Here is a 17434-nt window from a genome sequence, read left to right on the forward strand (position 1 = left end):
TTATTAAAGGTATATTATTTTTTATAGAATTTTCAAAACTTATACAACTTGTTATCATTTCAGGTGAAATTTTCTGCCTGTGTATCTTTATTCGTCTTTTTATTTTACTTCTTGCCAAAATATTCAAATTACTTTTGTTTTATTCCGCAAATATAATAAAATTAATTAGCAAATAATTTTTAAAGTCAATAATCTAAATATTAAGTATAAGAATAGTCGAATTATCAGAAAATAATTTTCTATTCTACTGGCAAACATATTTTCTTCAATGGCAAAATTAATTTAAAATATCTATCAATTCTACTATTTTAAAAGAAAGTATATAGAAAAATTTTGTCTTTTCTTTGGCAATCTAATACATATATAACAGTAATATTAATAGAAAATAAAAATATTTCTATACTTTTATTTAACTATATATCATCTATTTTTCGAAATATAAAAGTATAAAACCCACTTTTGTGGGTTTTATACTTTTATTAAGTTAAAACTGATTATTTCTAATACATATGTGATATTGACCATACTGGTCTTTATAACCTAAATATGTATTTTTTATAGAATCCACATATTTTTTATCAACAAAACTTACAATTCCATAATCATCTCTTTCACCCGGAGAAATATTAAAATGATCACGTACACCATTTCTTGCCTGTTTATCGCCTTGAATGAAATAGACTTGATTATTTTTCATAATAAACACTCCGATTGCCTCATCTAAAGGTTTTTTATCTTTGTCAGCAGCAGCCCAACCATAAATTTTATAAACTTCTTTATTTAAAGGGAAAGCTACATCCACAGAATCAACATAACTAACACATTCTTTAGAAAATTTATAATTATTTTCTAATTTCACAATATCACCAATAATATTAGATTGAATATCTCTAACAGGAGGTTGTTTTTTTTGAATAGTTGAAAAAGGTCTATATTCATCCCAATAAATTATAGGATCAGAATTATCAGTTAACTTTGAAGCATGATGAAAATTATAATTACTATCAGTAACATTCGATTTGATATTAATAAATGATGAAAATATATCCAGTAAATTTAATCCACTTATTTTTTTCTTAATGTGTATTTGCTCTTTTATGTCCGAATCTAAATAAAATAAAGGAACCTCATATTCTTCAACAATATTATTGTTATGAAATACTTCAGTTTTTCCGACTGATAATCCATGATCTGAAAAATACATTAATTTATATTTTTTACCTTTTAATATTTTAGTAATTTTCTCTATAAATAAATCAAGTTTTTCAATAGTAGCTGCATAACAACCGGCTTCATTATGTAATTTAAAATTTGGTGTAAAATTTCCAATTCTTGAACACACAGGTTCATGAGAACCAATCATATGCATAAAAATTACTTTTTCCTTAGCATTGCTATTTATTATTTTCTCTAAAATAGGAAGCATTTCTTCATCGTCATTATTACCCGAATTGAAATCACCAGTTTTTAAAAATTTATTTTGTGTTGCTAATTTAGATAAATTATAGAAAACGTCATCTCCCCAACCATTTGCTCCTTGATTACTAATCCAATATGTTTCATATCCGGCTTTATTAGCTAATGAGACAACATTAATTCCCCAATGAATTCTGTTTTCAGTTGGGATAGCCTTAAATAGTGTTCTGGTAAGTGATAATTGTGTATTAGGTCCAGCAGATACCAACCCATCAATAAAAATACCTTTTGCTGAATTGAGAAAAGGAGTTGTGTTGTTAGGGTAGCCATATACTGACATATAATCTCTACGTACCGACTCTCCAATAATAACAACCCTTATTTCTGTATCATCATTGTTGTCTATTTTACCTTCTATTTTAATTGCACTACTATCCCCTAAATTTATTCGTTGTTCTTCTTTTTGTTTACGAATAACTTTCCATGAATCTATTGAATTTTTTAAAAAGGCATTTCTATTTATACCATGATGATTAACTGAGATACCAAATAAGCTGACTATATATAAAAATATAAATGCAAATATAGTAAAGTATTTAAATTTATTTTTTTCTTTTTTTGTTATTTGATATATCAAAAATTGGATAATTATAAATAAAACAGATAAAAATATTTCATATTTAATAGCCATAAAATAGCCAATAACTTCTAATTTATTGGTTTGTATTAAGGATATTAAAATTGCTTCTGTCGGCTTGCCATAAATAATTCCAGTTGGAAAATAAAAAGATAAAACAGAAAAAGTAACCAATAAAATTATTGATGTAAATCTGTATTTAGTACCAAAGATATAACAACCCAAAAATATCAAACCAACAATTATATCTTTATTTTCCCAATTTTTTGTATAACCAAGCCCGAATAATAAAATAATAGATGATACAATATATAGAAAATATAATAATATGTTCTTTCGTAACATAATAAAAATTTTACCCTTTGAACAAAGAAAATTTAATCTTTACTTTTATTTGAATTCCAAATTTTTTTATTTTTAAAAAAACCTATTGAAATAACAATCGACATAAATTTTTAAAATACTAAATCAAACTACTTCTTTCCTAAGAAAAATACAATGTTATAATTATATATGAATATATATATTAAAGGTAGCATATCATTCAATATGCATGTAATCATATGCATGATACAATCAATATATTAATAAATTAATATTTACTTCCCAGATGAATGTTATTATAATTACCAATACATCAAAATTTAATAGATATTTAATTTTAATAAATTTTATTAAAATTACTTACAAGCTTAGATAGATTAATAAGAAATAAAATTTCATCGCCAATATTTTATTTATATAAAATTAAATAAATTATCGATATAACATAAAGGAGAAAATAATATGTATCATATTGACTACAATAGCTATCGCTCTATAAACACTTTTAATCAGCGCGTACGCTTTTTAATATTGCATTATACTGCTGAAAATTTTGCTGATTCGATCAAATCACTTACCGGTTCAAATACGAGCATTCATTATCTGATTCCGGATGAGACAGAAGCAAGCTATCAGGCAGCCGGCTTTAAAGAGCTGCGTATTTTTAATCTGGTGGCAGAAACAGACCGCGCTTGGCATGCAGGTGTCAGTAATTGGCAAGGACGTAGTAATCTGAATGATACTTCCATAGGTATAGAAGTTGTTAATCTGGCTACTGATAATAACGGTATATTTACTTTTCCATCCTATAAGGTAAATCAAATTGAAGCGCTCAAACAACTAGCACTGAATATTCTCCAGCGTTATCCGGATATCACGCCAACTCATGTTATTGGGCATTCAGATATCGCACCACAACGCAAAAGTGATCCGGGTGCGGCTTTTCCTTGGGAAGAACTGTATAAAGCAGGAATTGGCGCCTGGTTTGATACACAAACCAAATTAAATTATCTAAACCAGTTCATAAAACAAGGGATACCTGATAATGCAACCATTTTGAAACAATTAAATCGTTATGGTTACGATATCACCGGAGCTGACGCTGATGCTGAACAATTCAGCAAACTGATACGTGCTTTTCAACTGCATTTCCGTCCAACTGACTATAGCGGAAGAGTGGATTGCGAAACGGTTGCTATTTTATACGCTTTAATTGATAAATATTTTCCGGAGGCATAAAACTCTTACTTAAAAAAAGCAGATGTTAAGCTGTTTAAAAAGCCACGAACATAAGCATTAAGTCCGTGGCTTTTTCAGATGAATGATAAATAAACCGATAATTTATCCGCAGCGGATAGCAATTGCTTATAAACGGGTTACTGAGAGTACACCTTTAACATCGCTCAGGTGGCTAAGTACCCGGGGTAAATCATTTACCTGCTGTACTTCAACAGTAAATCGCAACTGAGCTTCCATATCACGTGATAACGTCTGTACCGCAGTAACATTAAGCCGGTTGCGTGCCAGTGTTTCAGAAATATCGCGTAATAATCCACTGCGGTCTCTGGCACGAATTTCGATATCAATAGCAAAAACCTGCCCGGCTGAATCACTTGCCCAGGATGCAGGTAATACTTTATCCGGAGAAATCTGAGCCAGATATTGAAACGAAGAACAATTGCTACGATGGATTGAGATACCACGTTCCCGTGTTACAAAACCAATAATTTTGTCTCCGAATGCCGGTTTGCAGCATTTAGCCAGTGTTGTAAATAAACCAGCCTCACCATCCACGAGAACACCACCAAAATTTTTCTTAATTTTACTGCGTTTGACTAAATGATTTTCTGTTACCGGTGCTTCCGGTTTTTCCAGTAAAGTATCGACTGCTTTCTGAATCATGCGGCCGGAAACTTCACCATGCCCCATAGACAGATAAAAATCATCTGCACTGGAAAATCCCAGAGCTTCAGCCAGCTTATGAATATTTGGCTGTACCTGCATTTTTACTAACTGTTTTTCCAGCGCAGCACGTCCTGATTCCCGTATGGATTCACCGTTCTGCTGCCGGATAAACGCACGAATCTTACTAATGGCTTTATTACTTTTCACCCAGCCATCATGCAGCCAGTTAACCGATGGTTTACCTTCGCGTGCAGTAATAATTTCAACCCGCTGACCATTCTCCAATGGTGTGGATAACGGGACAATCTGTCCGTCTACTTTGGCACCACGACAACGGTTACCAATATCTGTATGTAATGCGTAGGCAAAATCAATCGGTGTGGCACCAGCCGGTAAAGAGAATACCTTGCCATGCGGAGACAGAACATAAATAGTGTCGTTAAACAGTTCTGTCTGAAAAGCACGTGACAGATCTTCACGGCTACTATCGTTTTCGGCGATATTTTCGCGCCAGTCGAGCAACTGACGTAACCATGCGATTTTATGTTCATAGGCTTCATTACCCTTGCCACCCTCTTTATAGCGCCAGTGAGCGGCCACTCCAAACTCTGCATAACGATGCATATCAAAAGTTCGAATCTGGATTTCCACACCTTTGTCTTCAGGCCCGACGACAACAGTATGCAAACTTTGATAATCATTGGGCTTAGGATGAGCAATATAATCATCAAACTCACCCGGTATAGGCTGCCATAAGCTGTGCACGATTCCCAGAGTGGCATAACAGTCTGCTACTGTATCTACCAGAATGCGTACGGCCCGTATATCATACAAACCATCAAAGCTCAGTTTCTTTTTTACCATTTTACGGTAAATGGAATAGATATGCTTTGGTCGTCCGGCCACTTCAAAATGCATGTTCAGGCGGCTCAGTTGCTGTCTGAGGGTATCAACAAAATGTTCAATATAGTCCAGACGCTCAGTACGCTTTTCATCCAGCAGACGGGCAATTTTCTTATATTCATCCGGATTCTGATAACGAAAACTTAAATCCTCAAGCTGCCATTTCAGCTGCCATACACCCAGACGATTGGCCAGAGGGGCAAAAACTGTCATGGTTTCTTTAGCTACGTCCTTTTTTAATTTTTCGTCGGTGACTTTACTCAGGTAACTCATGGTCTGGGCGCGCATAGCAAGTTTAATCAATACGACCCGGATATCCGATACCATCGCCAGTAACATCTGTCGCATTGCTTCAGCCTGCTGCTGCCGTTCCTCCTGTGTAGCCAGCGGGCTGATGCTGACAAAATAAGTAAGCTTCTGTACCTGATACAAACCCGCAACCAGCTGCATCACACTGTCACCACATTCTTCTTTGACAATATTTTTCCAGTCAGTGACATAATTGGGCAGACAGCTCAGCATTGTGGCAGCAACAGCATCGGCCATCAAATCCATATCTGCTACTGATTTAGCAGCAGCCATTAAATTGATATACAGATCTTCACCGGCAAAGGTTACCGCGTCTTTGGGATAGCTGTTATTTACCAAAGTCTGGGCATGCCGGAGCATTACTCCCATCGCCGCTGGTAAGGTGGCAATATAATCATCTAACCAGACACACGGTAAGCATGGATTGGTGACAAGAGCTTGATCAGGCGTGCTAACCATGTTATCAACCTGTTGATTTGTGTAAATTATGGCGACCATTTTACCAAAACAGACCATTTTATGCTTCATATTAGGCTGTAGAAAAACAGGAATAGTGCTATTATGCGCAACTTTCGCATACACTATATGCAAATAACTTCGCTCGTCCCGCGTTTATAGCTTTCGCATATAGTCTTTATTTTTAAAGGATTTATAATGCAGACTCATCCCGAAGTCATAGGTGTTGACGCGCTGGCCGAAAAAATTCGCAAAATTCCGAACTGGCCGCAGGAAGGAATTTTATTTCACGACATTACGCCGGTATTACAAAGCCCGCAGTACTTCCGTCTGCTGGTAGATTTAATGGTTTACCGGTATATGGATCAGAAAATTGATGTTGTGGCCGGTCTGGATGCACGCGGTTTTATTATCGGTGCTGCTCTTGCCTATCAGCTGAATGTCGGTTTTGTTCCTATCCGTAAAAAAGGCAAGCTTCCTTTTACTACTATTGCGGAAAGTTACGAACTGGAATACGGACATGCAACCATCGAAATGCACACTGATGCGGTAAAACCGGGTACTCGTGTGCTGCTGGTAGATGATCTGGTTGCCACCGGAGGTACGATGAATGCCGGTGTAAAACTGATTCGTAAACTGGGTGCTGAAGTAGTAGAGGCAGCTGCCATTATCGAATTTACAGACCTGCCCGGCGGCAAAAAAATTCGAGATGAAGGAGTACCATTGTTTACGCTGTACCAGAATTCCGGTTCTGTTGAGCAGTAAAATCCTTCTGGTTGAACTTTTACCTGATCAACAAAAAAGCAGAGCAAAACGCTCTGCTTTTTTATGCAAAAATATACTTATTTAGTTAATATCCAGTACCGGCATGGTTTTTACCAGCTCATCCACAGCTTTAACCTGAGCAAGAAATGGTTCGAGCAAATCCAAAGGTAAAGCGCTGGGACCATCGCAACGTGCCTTATCCGGATCAGGATGTGATTCAAGGAATAAACCGGCCAGCCGGGTAGCCATACCGGCTAATGCCAGATCCAGTACCTGACTGCGACGCCCGCCTGAAGCGGCAGCATCAGCCTGACGTTGCTGCAATGCATGGGTTACATCAAAAATAACCGGTAAATCAGCACAAACTTTTTTCATCACCCCAAAACCCAGCATATCAACTACCAGATTATCATAACCAAAGCTGCTGCCACGCTCACACAGAATAAGCTGCTGATTGCCGGCTTCATAAAACTTTTCAACAATATTCTTCATCTGGTGCGGGCTTAGGAACTGAGGTTTTTTGATATTAATTACTTTACCGGTTTGTGCCAGTGCCACCACTAAATCAGTCTGACGGGCTAAAAACGCCGGCAACTGTAATACATCGGCAACCTCACCTACTGGCGCAGCCTGATAGGGTTCATGAACATCGGTAATTACCGGCACACCGAATTCCTGTTTAACCGCAGCAAAAATTTTCATTCCTTCTTCCAGCCCTACTCCGCGATAGGAATGAATGGAAGAGCGGTTGGCTTTATCGAATGAGGCCTTAAAAACCAGCGGAATGCCCAGTTTACGGGTAACCTCTGCATAATGTGCACATGTGCGCATTGTTAAATCCAGATTTTCCAGTACATTCAGACCACCAAACAGTACAAACGGTAAATGGTTGGCTACTTCAATATTGCCTACACGAATAATTCCGGCCACAATTAATCCTCAGTAAATTCGGGTGAATGGATAACACAATCCATATTAACCTAAATTATTTATTCTACAAAAATGTCAGACATTCGTCCAAGTCAGTAAACAGCTTTGATGATTTAACATTTCACTAAACCTGTTATCATGACTTTAAATTTGTTTGTACATTAATATAGAATATCTGTGTCATTCAAGGCATAGGATGAAATTTCAGTTTCACGCTACAATAGCAGACATAAACAGACTGCAAAAACTGACATATGTTTTAACTTTCTGAAACAGGACTGATTTTGGTATATTTCACGCAGAAGCGCTTGCAATGGCTGTTTTTAAGTATGTTACTGTCGTCCATTACCTCCATGGTGTGGGCTGTGAGCCTGCCAGCAGACAGTGATGATACTGATGATGATGTTCCGCCACCCAAAACCGGCCTGCTGCACAGATTACTGCACGGACAGGAATCTGAGGAAAAAAAACAGCCTCAGACACCAAAAAATCCGCGAGTTCCTGTTACCATAGATATTAACAATTCATCCTTAAAAAAACTGATTAATGATCATCTGCCTCTGATTACTCAGCAATTGATTGAAGATCTGGATGATGAGCAGCTCAGTTTTCTGGCAGAAGAAGCACCGCAGCAAACGCAAACCATGCTGGAAACTCAGGGATACTTCAATGCTGAAGTTAATCTGGAGAAACAAAGTAATAATTACATTATCCATATAAAGCCCGGTCCGCTGACCCATATTGAAAATGTCGACGTTTCTCTGATTGGTGACGTAACCAGTGATGATAATCTGACCAACTATTACAAAACTGCCATTGATAACTGGGTGCTGCCTGTAGGTGACCCGTTTACTCAGAGTAACTGGTCAGCAAGTAAATCCTCTGTTCTCAGCGCTATTGTGCGCAAAAAATATCCGCTGGCAATCATTAACGCCAGCCGTGCGACTATTGATCCGCAAAAAAATAAGGCTGAACTGTCCCTCACAATTGACAGTAAGCAGCCTGTATACTTTGGTGATATTCACGTTAGCGGAAATGAACGATATCCTGTTTCAATCGTCACTGGTATGGCCAGTTTTGCTTCCGGCTCTCCCTATGATCTGGACAAACTTCTGGACTATCAGCAGGCACTGGAACAGGACAGCCATTATGGTAATGCCGTAGTCAGTGCAGATTTTGACCATATGGAAAATAATCAGGTGCCGGTTCTGGTGAAAGTCAGTGAAATGCGACGCCAGAAGCTGACCTTTGGTTTACGTTATGACACCAAAAACGGTCCGGGTTTTCGCGGTGGGTATGACCACTATAATGTTTTTCATAAAGGGTTTGTCGGCTCAACCTTGCTGGATACAGACCGCTATGAAACTACTTTCGGTTTAGGTCTGAGCCAGCCGCGTGACAATCGCGGTCACTACTGGACCAGCAATCTTAACTATACCTACTCTACTGTCCAGCATCTGGAAAGCCGCGCCTTATCCAGCGGGATGTGGAAGGTTCGAGACCGTGACGGAATTGATTCACGGATCGGGATTGAATACGTTACTGAAAGCAGCAAAATTGAAAATGGACCTGATCTCGGACACAGCTATGCCACTATGGTGACAGCTTCATGGAAGCGACAGAACATAGAAACCCAGCTGCGACCGGCTAATGGTTATTATCTGGAAGGTAAGGTAGGTACCACTCTGGGGAAACTGATATCATCAGCATCCATGCAAAGAGTTACAGCTAGTGGCGGCTACTATTTCACCCCTGAAAATAAAAAATACGGAACATGGTTTTTACGCAGCCAGATTGGCTATGTACATACCGGTGATGCTGTAAACGTACCTTCTGTGCTGATGTTCCGTGCCGGTGGCGCCAATAGCGTACGTGGTTATGAAATAGACAGTATCGGTATTAAAAGCTCACATAATTCAGTGTTACCTAACCGTACGCTGGCTGTAGCCAGTGTTGAATACCAGATTCCAGTGTATAAGGATTTTTCTCTGGCACTTTTTCATGATGCCGGTTCAGTATCGAAAAACTTCAGCGACATGCAATGGCGTCATGGCAGCGGATTCGGAGTACGCTGGTTTAATCCAGTTGCCCCGTTTGCCTTTGATATAGCCTATGGCCATCATGATGAAAAATGGCGCTGGTCTATCAGTTTGGGAACTAAATTCTAATGGCTGAAACCACTATCAACTCAGGCGAAACACCAGTTCCCGCCACGCCGCCTTCCGTACCCCCGCGTAAACCACGCTGGAAATCATGGCTGAAAACCAGTCTGTATTCTCTGCTGGCTTTGTTTATCATTATTGTGGCACTATTATGCTGGCTGATTGGTACCGATTCCGGTCTGCGTTTTGGTGTACATACTGTCCCGAAATGGTTTGGGGTGCACATCCAGACAAAAAATCTGACCGGCACTATCTGGCGCGGGTTTTCCGGCACAGATATTCATGTCAGCCATCGCGATTTTGATTTATCCATAGATAAAGTACGTCTTGACTGGAATAATCGTGAATTATGGCGACGTCGCTTCCACGTACGGCTGCTCGATGTTGGTAAAATTAATTATACAGACCATAGTGTACCCAAACCCAAGCCCGTTCCTACCTTACCCAACAGCATCAGTCTGCCATTACAAGTTATTATTGATAACATTCAGCTTGGCGGATTCACACTGGGTAAAAAAGAAACGCCAGTTTTGCTTGCCAGCCAGGCCAGCTACACTTTTGACTATCACAAACATCAGCTTATTCTCAGTGAGCTGAATACACCATGGCAGAACATTCACGGCAATGCAGCCATTACCACTCAGACACCCTTTATACTGAGCGGACAGCTGAACGGAAGCGGCACCCTTGATAAAACTGCGGTTGAAAGTGCTGCACTCATCAAAGGCAGTCTGCAACAGCCAGATATATTTGCCCGTCTGGATGGCGGAAATATTCATTTCCGTACCCATGCCATCATCAGACCGTATGCACTGCAACTCAATCATAAAATCATCAGCCTGAATCTTCAAAGCCGCCATATTAATCCGGCTGCTTTTAATGCAAACTTGCCATTTGCCGATCTGAATCTCAATTTAGATCTGGCACCCGTAAATAACGGCAAAAGTCAGCTTGCCGGACATATTAAGCTAGGGAATGAACAGCCACTGGCCTACAACGATGCCAAACATGGCGGTTTACCTGTACGCAGTATTGAAGGTGACATTAACATCGATAATAACGGCAAACTTATCTTACCGGCATTAACCACACGTCTGCTTCAGCAAGGACAAATCATCACCCGCGGAAATATCGATAGTGCATCCAGACAACTCGATATCAACAGCCAATTATTACGTATTTACGCCAGCGATGCTCTGGCTACACCACTACCCGGTTCACTTAATGGTCATATTCGTGTATCCGGTAGTTTCAACGGCCTGATTACCCAATGGCTTCTGTCCAGTGAAAAAGGCAACAGCGAAGGTTCGATTCAGATTATTACTGATGAACAGAAACATCAGCAAACCCTGATACTCGATAAACTGAACATCACCCCCAATGGCGGCGGCAGCTTTAATGCCAAAGGCAGTCTGGCACTGTATCAGAATAAAGCAATCCAGCTGGCCATCAACAGCAACAATTTTAATCCCGCCAAAGTTAATTCAGATTTTCCGGCAGGCAGTATCAACGGACATATCAACGTTAACGGACAATTGGCACAACAACCTGCCATTCAGGCAGACATGCTCTGGCATAACAGCATTCTTTCCGGTGCATCTCTTTCTGGCAAAGCCGTCATCCGCTATCGCAATCAGCATCTGGAACAGGCCAGTATTAACCTCAATGCCGGCCCTAACCGGATAGTTACCAATGGCAGTTTTGGTAAAAAAGGTGACAAGCTCAATCTTGATATCAATGCACCCAATCTGGGATTATTCGGATTAGGCATGAAAGGTTTGCTCAGCACCAAAGGCTTTATCGCCGGAGAACCCAAAAAAATTACAGCAAATCTTACTGGTGCGGCACGCAATCTGCAAATTGCTCAACTACTTAACATTAATCAGCTGGATTTTAAACTTGTTGGTTCACCTGATATTAATCAGCCATTACTGGTTAACCTGAATGCAGATCATATCAGCATCGCTGGCAGCACCAGCGAAAAACCCACGATCATTAACAGTACCGACATCAAAATCAATGGCCGCGGCAGCCAGCATCAGCTTCAGGGCAGCAGTAATCTGACTCTGGATGGCAAAGCTTACCATTTTAATCTCAATGCGCATGGTGGTCTGGACCAGCATTATCAGTGGCGCGGGCGAGTTAATGCTCTGGATATAAGTGGCGCACTTAATTTGAAACTGCTCAATCCTATTCAGCTTGAGGCCGGAACCGAGCATGTCAGCATGCAAAATGCACGCTGGGCTGCATTGAACGGTAACTTAACTCTGAATAATCTGAACTGGGATAAAGATAAAGGTCTGATTACCCGTGGTTCAGCCAGCAATCTGGCTCTGCACGAATTACACAACGTCATAGAATTACCCGTAGAGCAAAACATGATCATTGGCGGCGACTGGAACTTCAGTTACAGTCGCCACATGCAGGGCTATCTGAAACTATACCAGCAGGGCGGTGACATTACCCTGCCACAGCATCAGCAGAAACTTGGCTTACAAAATGTACGTCTGGATGCACAATTCCAGAACGGTCATATCAATAATCATCTGAGTGGTATTACCCGTTATGGAACTACAGATGCCACACTGGTTATTACTCCTGACAATAACGGCAAAGTCAGTACTGCCCCCATCAGCGGGCGTATAAAACTTGATAGCCCTGATCTGAGCACTATTCGCAATCTTCTGCCCATTGGTATGCAGCTTAAGGGCAATATGCATGCCGAAGCCGGCATCAGCGGACATCTGAATGAACCTCTGCTTAATGGTACGCTTACCGGTAATAACCTTTACTACCGAGATCAGGCCAACGGTACTATTCTTGAAAACGGCAACCTTAAAAGCCACTTTCAGGGGCGGCGCTGGTTAATTGACAATCTTAGTTTTGCGCGCCGTGACGGAACTATTAAACTCAGTGGCGTAGTAGATATGACCAAACTCACTCCAGATATTAACGTTACTGCCCACTTTGACCATTACAATATATTTGATCAGATAAACCGTCGCCTTACCATAAGCGGAAATACTCAGCTACTGTATACTATTGCACACGGAATTGTTCTGAACGGCAAACTAAAAGTCGATAAAGGTCTCTTTGGTATGCAAAAATCAGGAATGCCACAGTTAGATGACGATGTTGTCGTACTGGGTCGCGAAAAGACAGCAGAACAGCAACGTCCTACACCGATCCGGCTCAATCTTGATTTAGACATGAATGATGCTTTCCGTTTCAGTGCTGAAGGGATTGACGTTCTGCTTGGCGGTCAGCTTACTGCTACTGCCAATCCGGGCAGCACAGTTCAAATTGTAGGTACAGTAAACGTTGTCCGCGGACAATATAAAGCTTACGGACAGGATCTGGTTATTCAGCAAGGGAGTACCATTTCTTTCGTAGGTCCGATGGATAATCCCAATTTGAAAATACGTGCCAAACGCCGTTATTCACAGGTTGGTGCGGGTGTTGAAGCACTCGGACGGCTGGATAGCCCGCGTATTAATCTGATAGCCAATGAAGCCATGAGTGAAAAAGACAAACTATCGTGGCTGATACTCAATCGTCCCAGCAGCGGCAGCGCCGGTGACGAAGCCGCCATTGCAGCTGCGGCCAGTGCCTGGCTTGCCGGAGGCCTGAATGACAAGCTTGGTTTACTTGACGAAATCGGCCTTACCAGCCAGCAAACCCGAAATAGTCAGACTGGCGAAATGAATCCTGCAGAACAGGCCATCACAATCGGCAAACATCTGTCTAACAATCTTTATATCAGCTATCTGTATGGAATTGAAAGTGCGACCCAGACCGTCAGCATTACCTATCAGATTAGCCGTGCACTGCAAAGCATTGTGCGCGTAGGTACCGGATCGGCCGGAGGTGAAATCCGCTATACCCACCGTTTTGATTAAATCATCACTGATAAAAATGTTCAGAGTATACAACCGGCACATGGTTTAAAATACTCTGAACATTTTATATATTGCTTTAATTATAAAAATAAATAAATTATATTATTTAATTAATTTTATAGGTAAATATTTGTTATAATAATTTTATTATGGAAAAAATAGAAAAAATACTCTTGTCAGTGGCTGCCATAGTTTTTAGCGTTTCGATTATAGTTTTAACTCTATCCGATGCGAAATTTATTTTCGGGCTTGCCAGACACGGGGAAGAAACATCAGCTACGGTAATAGATACCAAATCCCATGACGAAGGACGTGGGCGAGTCGCCTATATACTGAAAGTCGAATATACCGATAAATATAATAAAACCTATATCAAAAATGATATTAAAACCTATAAAAACTTAAATCCCGGCGATAAAATTACAATTATCTATAATAAATTTTCTCCTCAGGTAGCCGATATCAAAGGCAGCCATAAACGTAAAAATAATTTTTCTGCAGAACTATTCGCCCTTTTTATGATTATCATTGCTGCAATTTATTATTATCAGGAATTTAAATCCAATCCAAATTATTGGAAATTTAAAAAAAGATATTAGTATCAGTTTTAGATAAAAAAATAGTGTATTGAATTTACTAACGAGAAACAATATCTTTTTTACTGAATAATTATTTCCTTTAAAGAAACAGAATTTTATATACTACTTGAATTGTAAAAATAAATAAATTATATTAGTACAATGAATTTTATATATAAATATCTGTTATTAGCTCCTTATTATGAAAAAAATAAACAAAATAATAATAATATCCTGCTATATCAGCTTTATAGTCCTTACCGCACTATATATGGCTGTAACTTTCTCCGATGCGAAAATTATTTTCGGACTTGCCAGACATGGGGAAGAAACATTGGCTACGATAGTAACTAGCGAATCCTATGTCTATAGAAATCGTGAATATTATTTAGTAACAGCCGAATTTACTGATAAATATAATAAAACTTATATTACAAATACTATCAAAACCGAAAATAGCTTGAAGCCTGGCGATAAAATTACAATTATTTATAATAAATTTTCTCCTCAAGTTGCCGATCGCAAAGACAACAGTTTGCGCAAAAAGGAATTTAATATAAATTTATATATTTGCTTTATTTTTATTATTCTTACAATTCAAGGTTATCAGGAATTCAAATCCAGTCCAAATTTTTGGAGATCCAAAAGAAAATATAAGCATAAGCTTTAAGTAAAAATTTAATACAAAATAAATAATCTTTTTTCTAAAGATATTAGCTTATATTCTTGAAAAAATCCAATCTATTCCAATTTAACTTTTATCAGACATAATTCCAGGTTTATAATATTTATTTCAGCAGATACATAAAATTATTACTGACACTTGTGTCTACTGAAAATGCCAATTAAGTAACAATCTGCAATTATTTAAACCTATTTTCTGTCTTAAAACGACCAACAACAGTAAACCACTCAGCCCGCACAAACAGACCCGTCAGCAACAGAAAACTTCCTAATCATTCCAGCATATCAGCAACACCAATTATCGAAATGCTATTGATCCAGTCTCGTCAGTTATAAAAATCACCATTATCAGAATATTGTGCGCATAGGTACCGGATCAGCCGGAATAAAATTCGTTATATCCGCCGTTTTGATTAAGTCATCACTGATAAAGATGTTCAGAGCACACAACCGACACATGGTTTGAAATACTCTGAACATTCTATATATTGCTTGAATTGTAAAAATAAATAAATTATATTATTTAATTAATTTAATATGTAAATATTTATTATTATTCTTTATATTATGAGTAAAATAGAAAAAATACTTTTGTTAGTGGTTGCCATATTTTTTAGCTTTGAGATTATAGGTACAACTTTATATGATGCAAAATTACTTTTCATACTTTCCAGATACAGTGAAGAAACATTCGCTACGGTAATTGATTCCAAAGAATCTATCTTTTCCTCAAGAAAAACTGGGGAAGTCTATATACTGACAGTTATATATACCGACAAACACAATAAAACTTATATTACAAATATTCGTAGCGATTATCACTTATCTCCTGGTAATACAATTAAAATTATCTATAGTAAATTTTTTCCTAAAGTAGCAGATATCAAAGGCAATCATAGCCGTAAATTTGAGTTTTATTGTTATTTATTTTTATCTTTTATGATTATTATTACTGCAATTTATTATTATCGAAAATCTAAATCAACTCTGGATTATTGGAAATCTAAAAAAAGATATTAGCATCAGTTTTAAATAAAAAAATTTAGTACAAAATAAATAATTTTTTTCTAATGAAATTGGCATATATTCCTAAAAAATCCAATCCATTCCAATTAAACCTTTATAACTCTTATCAGACATAAATCCAGGTTTATAATAATTATTTCAGCAGATACATAAAATTATCGCTAGCACCGGCATCTGCTTAAAATGCCATTTAAGTAACAATCTGCAATTATTGAAACCGATTTTCCGTCTTAAAAATGACCACCGCCGGCAACAGAAAACTTCCCAATCATTCCTGCATACCAGCAACACTTATTATCAAAAATAACACTATTGATCCATTCCCGTCAGTCATTGAAAATCGCCGCTATAAAAATTTTGCCGTGGCATGCTGTATGTATAAAAATGCTACGACTATACGTAGTAACCCCAAAGCAAACTCAGCCTCCATAGTATGAATCTTATCTATCTCAAACATAGTAATTTCTCCCATTCATTCATAAAAAACATGAAAATAGTGTATTGAATTTACTAAAAAGAAACGATATCATTTTTATTAAATAATTATTTCCTTAAAAGAAACAGAATGGACACATTACAAAGCATGTGGGTTTTCCGTTACGTAGTAGAGTTAGGCAGCTTCACTAAAGCAGCTGAATTTATGGATATTTCTACTGCGATGGCCAGTAAACACCTGCATCATCTGGAAAAAAACATTCAGGCTAAACTACTCAACCGTACCAGCCGTCGCATCAGCCTTACCGAAGCCGGACAGGAATACTATCATCGCTGTGTAGAAGCACTGGATACACTTACCGAAGCCAAACGTGTTGCACAGGCCGGTACGGTCAAACCGCAGGGCTTACTTAAAATTACCGCTCCTAACTGGTGTGCTTCACGCCAGTTTGGTGAAATTCTATCAGAATACCGGCAGCAATTTCCAGAAGTAAGTTTATCCATCAACCTGGACAGCCGGCGTACCGATCTGGTTGCAGAGGGTATCGATCTTGCTTTACGTGTCACCAATAACCCTGAACCCAATCTCATTGTTAAACCCATTACCCGCATTGATTTTTTATGGGTAGCCAGCCCGAAATATCTGCAAAAATACGGCATGCCGCATACTGTAGCAGACCTGAAACAGCATTATGGTCTGTTACCACAATACGTTCATCTTGATTTACCGCTTATTCCTGCCTGTACCAGTAACAGTGCTCTGCTAATACACAAGATGGCGCTTAATCATATGGGACTGGCATACTTGCCTGAATGGATGGTAAGAGAAGATATACAACAAAAACGTTTAAAAATCATTGAACACATCGCTTGTCCAGAAAGCCATACACTGTATGCAGCCTATATGAATCGTGAATTTCTCAGCGCTAAAGTGCGCAGTTTTATTGATTTTCTGGCAGAAAAATTTGAAACTGCTAAAAACCGCTAAAATCCAATAAAAAATCT

Annotated in this window: 11 protein-coding genes; 8 read left to right on the forward strand and 3 right to left on the reverse strand. The window is 38.5% G+C overall.

Annotated elements, in window-relative coordinates; genetic code table 11:
* Positions 1-484: 484 nt before the first annotated feature.
* Complete coding sequence (locus tag GYY70_RS07940) at positions 485-2398, reverse strand: sulfatase-like hydrolase/transferase (RefSeq protein ID WP_174831992.1); 1914 nt, start codon at positions 2396-2398, stop codon at positions 485-487.
* Positions 2399-2839: 441 nt separating this feature from the next.
* Here GYY70_RS07940 and GYY70_RS07945 point away from each other — a divergent pair, with 441 nt between their 5' ends.
* Positions 2840-3616 (forward strand): N-acetylmuramoyl-L-alanine amidase, encoded by a 777-nt coding sequence (locus GYY70_RS07945; RefSeq protein ID WP_174831993.1) that lies wholly within the window; start codon positions 2840-2842, stop codon positions 3614-3616.
* A gap of 126 nt (positions 3617-3742) precedes the next feature.
* Here GYY70_RS07945 and GYY70_RS07950 read toward each other — a convergent pair whose 3' ends face one another.
* Positions 3743-5953, reverse strand: a complete 2211-nt coding sequence (locus GYY70_RS07950; protein ID WP_084565406.1) for a bifunctional (p)ppGpp synthetase/guanosine-3',5'-bis(diphosphate) 3'-pyrophosphohydrolase — start codon at positions 5951-5953, stop codon at positions 3743-3745.
* A gap of 195 nt (positions 5954-6148) precedes the next feature.
* Here GYY70_RS07950 and GYY70_RS07955 point away from each other — a divergent pair, with 195 nt between their 5' ends.
* Entirely contained in the window at positions 6149-6715 is a 567-nt protein-coding gene (locus tag GYY70_RS07955) for an adenine phosphoribosyltransferase (RefSeq protein ID WP_025331077.1), read from the forward strand.
* An 81-nt stretch (positions 6716-6796) separates the two neighbouring features.
* Here the strand turns inward: GYY70_RS07955 and kdsA are convergent, their stop codons facing one another.
* On the reverse strand, positions 6797-7636 hold the full coding sequence (kdsA, locus tag GYY70_RS07960; RefSeq protein ID WP_370521196.1) for a 3-deoxy-8-phosphooctulonate synthase: 840 nt from the start codon (positions 7634-7636) through the stop codon (positions 6797-6799).
* 293 nt (positions 7637-7929) lie between these two features.
* Between kdsA and GYY70_RS07965 the strand changes: the two genes are divergently transcribed.
* From GYY70_RS07965 to GYY70_RS07990, 6 genes are all read left to right on the forward strand, one after another.
* Entirely contained in the window at positions 7930-9813 is a 1884-nt protein-coding gene (locus GYY70_RS07965) for an autotransporter assembly complex family protein (protein ID WP_174831994.1), read from the forward strand.
* A complete protein-coding gene (locus GYY70_RS07970) occupies positions 9813-13706 on the forward strand; it encodes a translocation/assembly module TamB domain-containing protein (RefSeq protein ID WP_174831995.1) in 3894 nt (1297 codons plus the stop codon). Before GYY70_RS07965 ends, GYY70_RS07970 begins: the two co-directional genes overlap by 1 nt.
* 149 nt (positions 13707-13855) lie before the next feature.
* Positions 13856-14305: a DUF3592 domain-containing protein gene (locus GYY70_RS07975; RefSeq protein WP_084551978.1), complete on the forward strand. Its 450-nt coding sequence runs from the start codon at positions 13856-13858 to the stop codon at positions 14303-14305.
* 181 nt (positions 14306-14486) lie between these two features.
* On the forward strand, positions 14487-14954 hold the full coding sequence (locus GYY70_RS07980; protein WP_342351398.1) for a DUF3592 domain-containing protein: 468 nt from the start codon (positions 14487-14489) through the stop codon (positions 14952-14954).
* A gap of 581 nt (positions 14955-15535) precedes the next feature.
* Entirely contained in the window at positions 15536-15988 is a 453-nt protein-coding gene (locus tag GYY70_RS07985) for a hypothetical protein (protein ID WP_041880304.1), read from the forward strand.
* A 571-nt stretch (positions 15989-16559) separates the two neighbouring features.
* The gene (locus tag GYY70_RS07990) at positions 16560-17417 is read left to right on the forward strand and encodes a LysR family transcriptional regulator (RefSeq protein ID WP_174831996.1); all 858 of its coding nucleotides are present in this window, start codon (positions 16560-16562) and stop codon (positions 17415-17417) included.
* The last annotated feature ends 17 nt before the right edge of the window (positions 17418-17434 follow it).

This window comes from Snodgrassella sp. ESL0324 (assembly GCF_013344955.1).
Classification (GTDB): domain Bacteria; phylum Pseudomonadota; class Gammaproteobacteria; order Burkholderiales; family Neisseriaceae; genus Snodgrassella; species Snodgrassella alvi.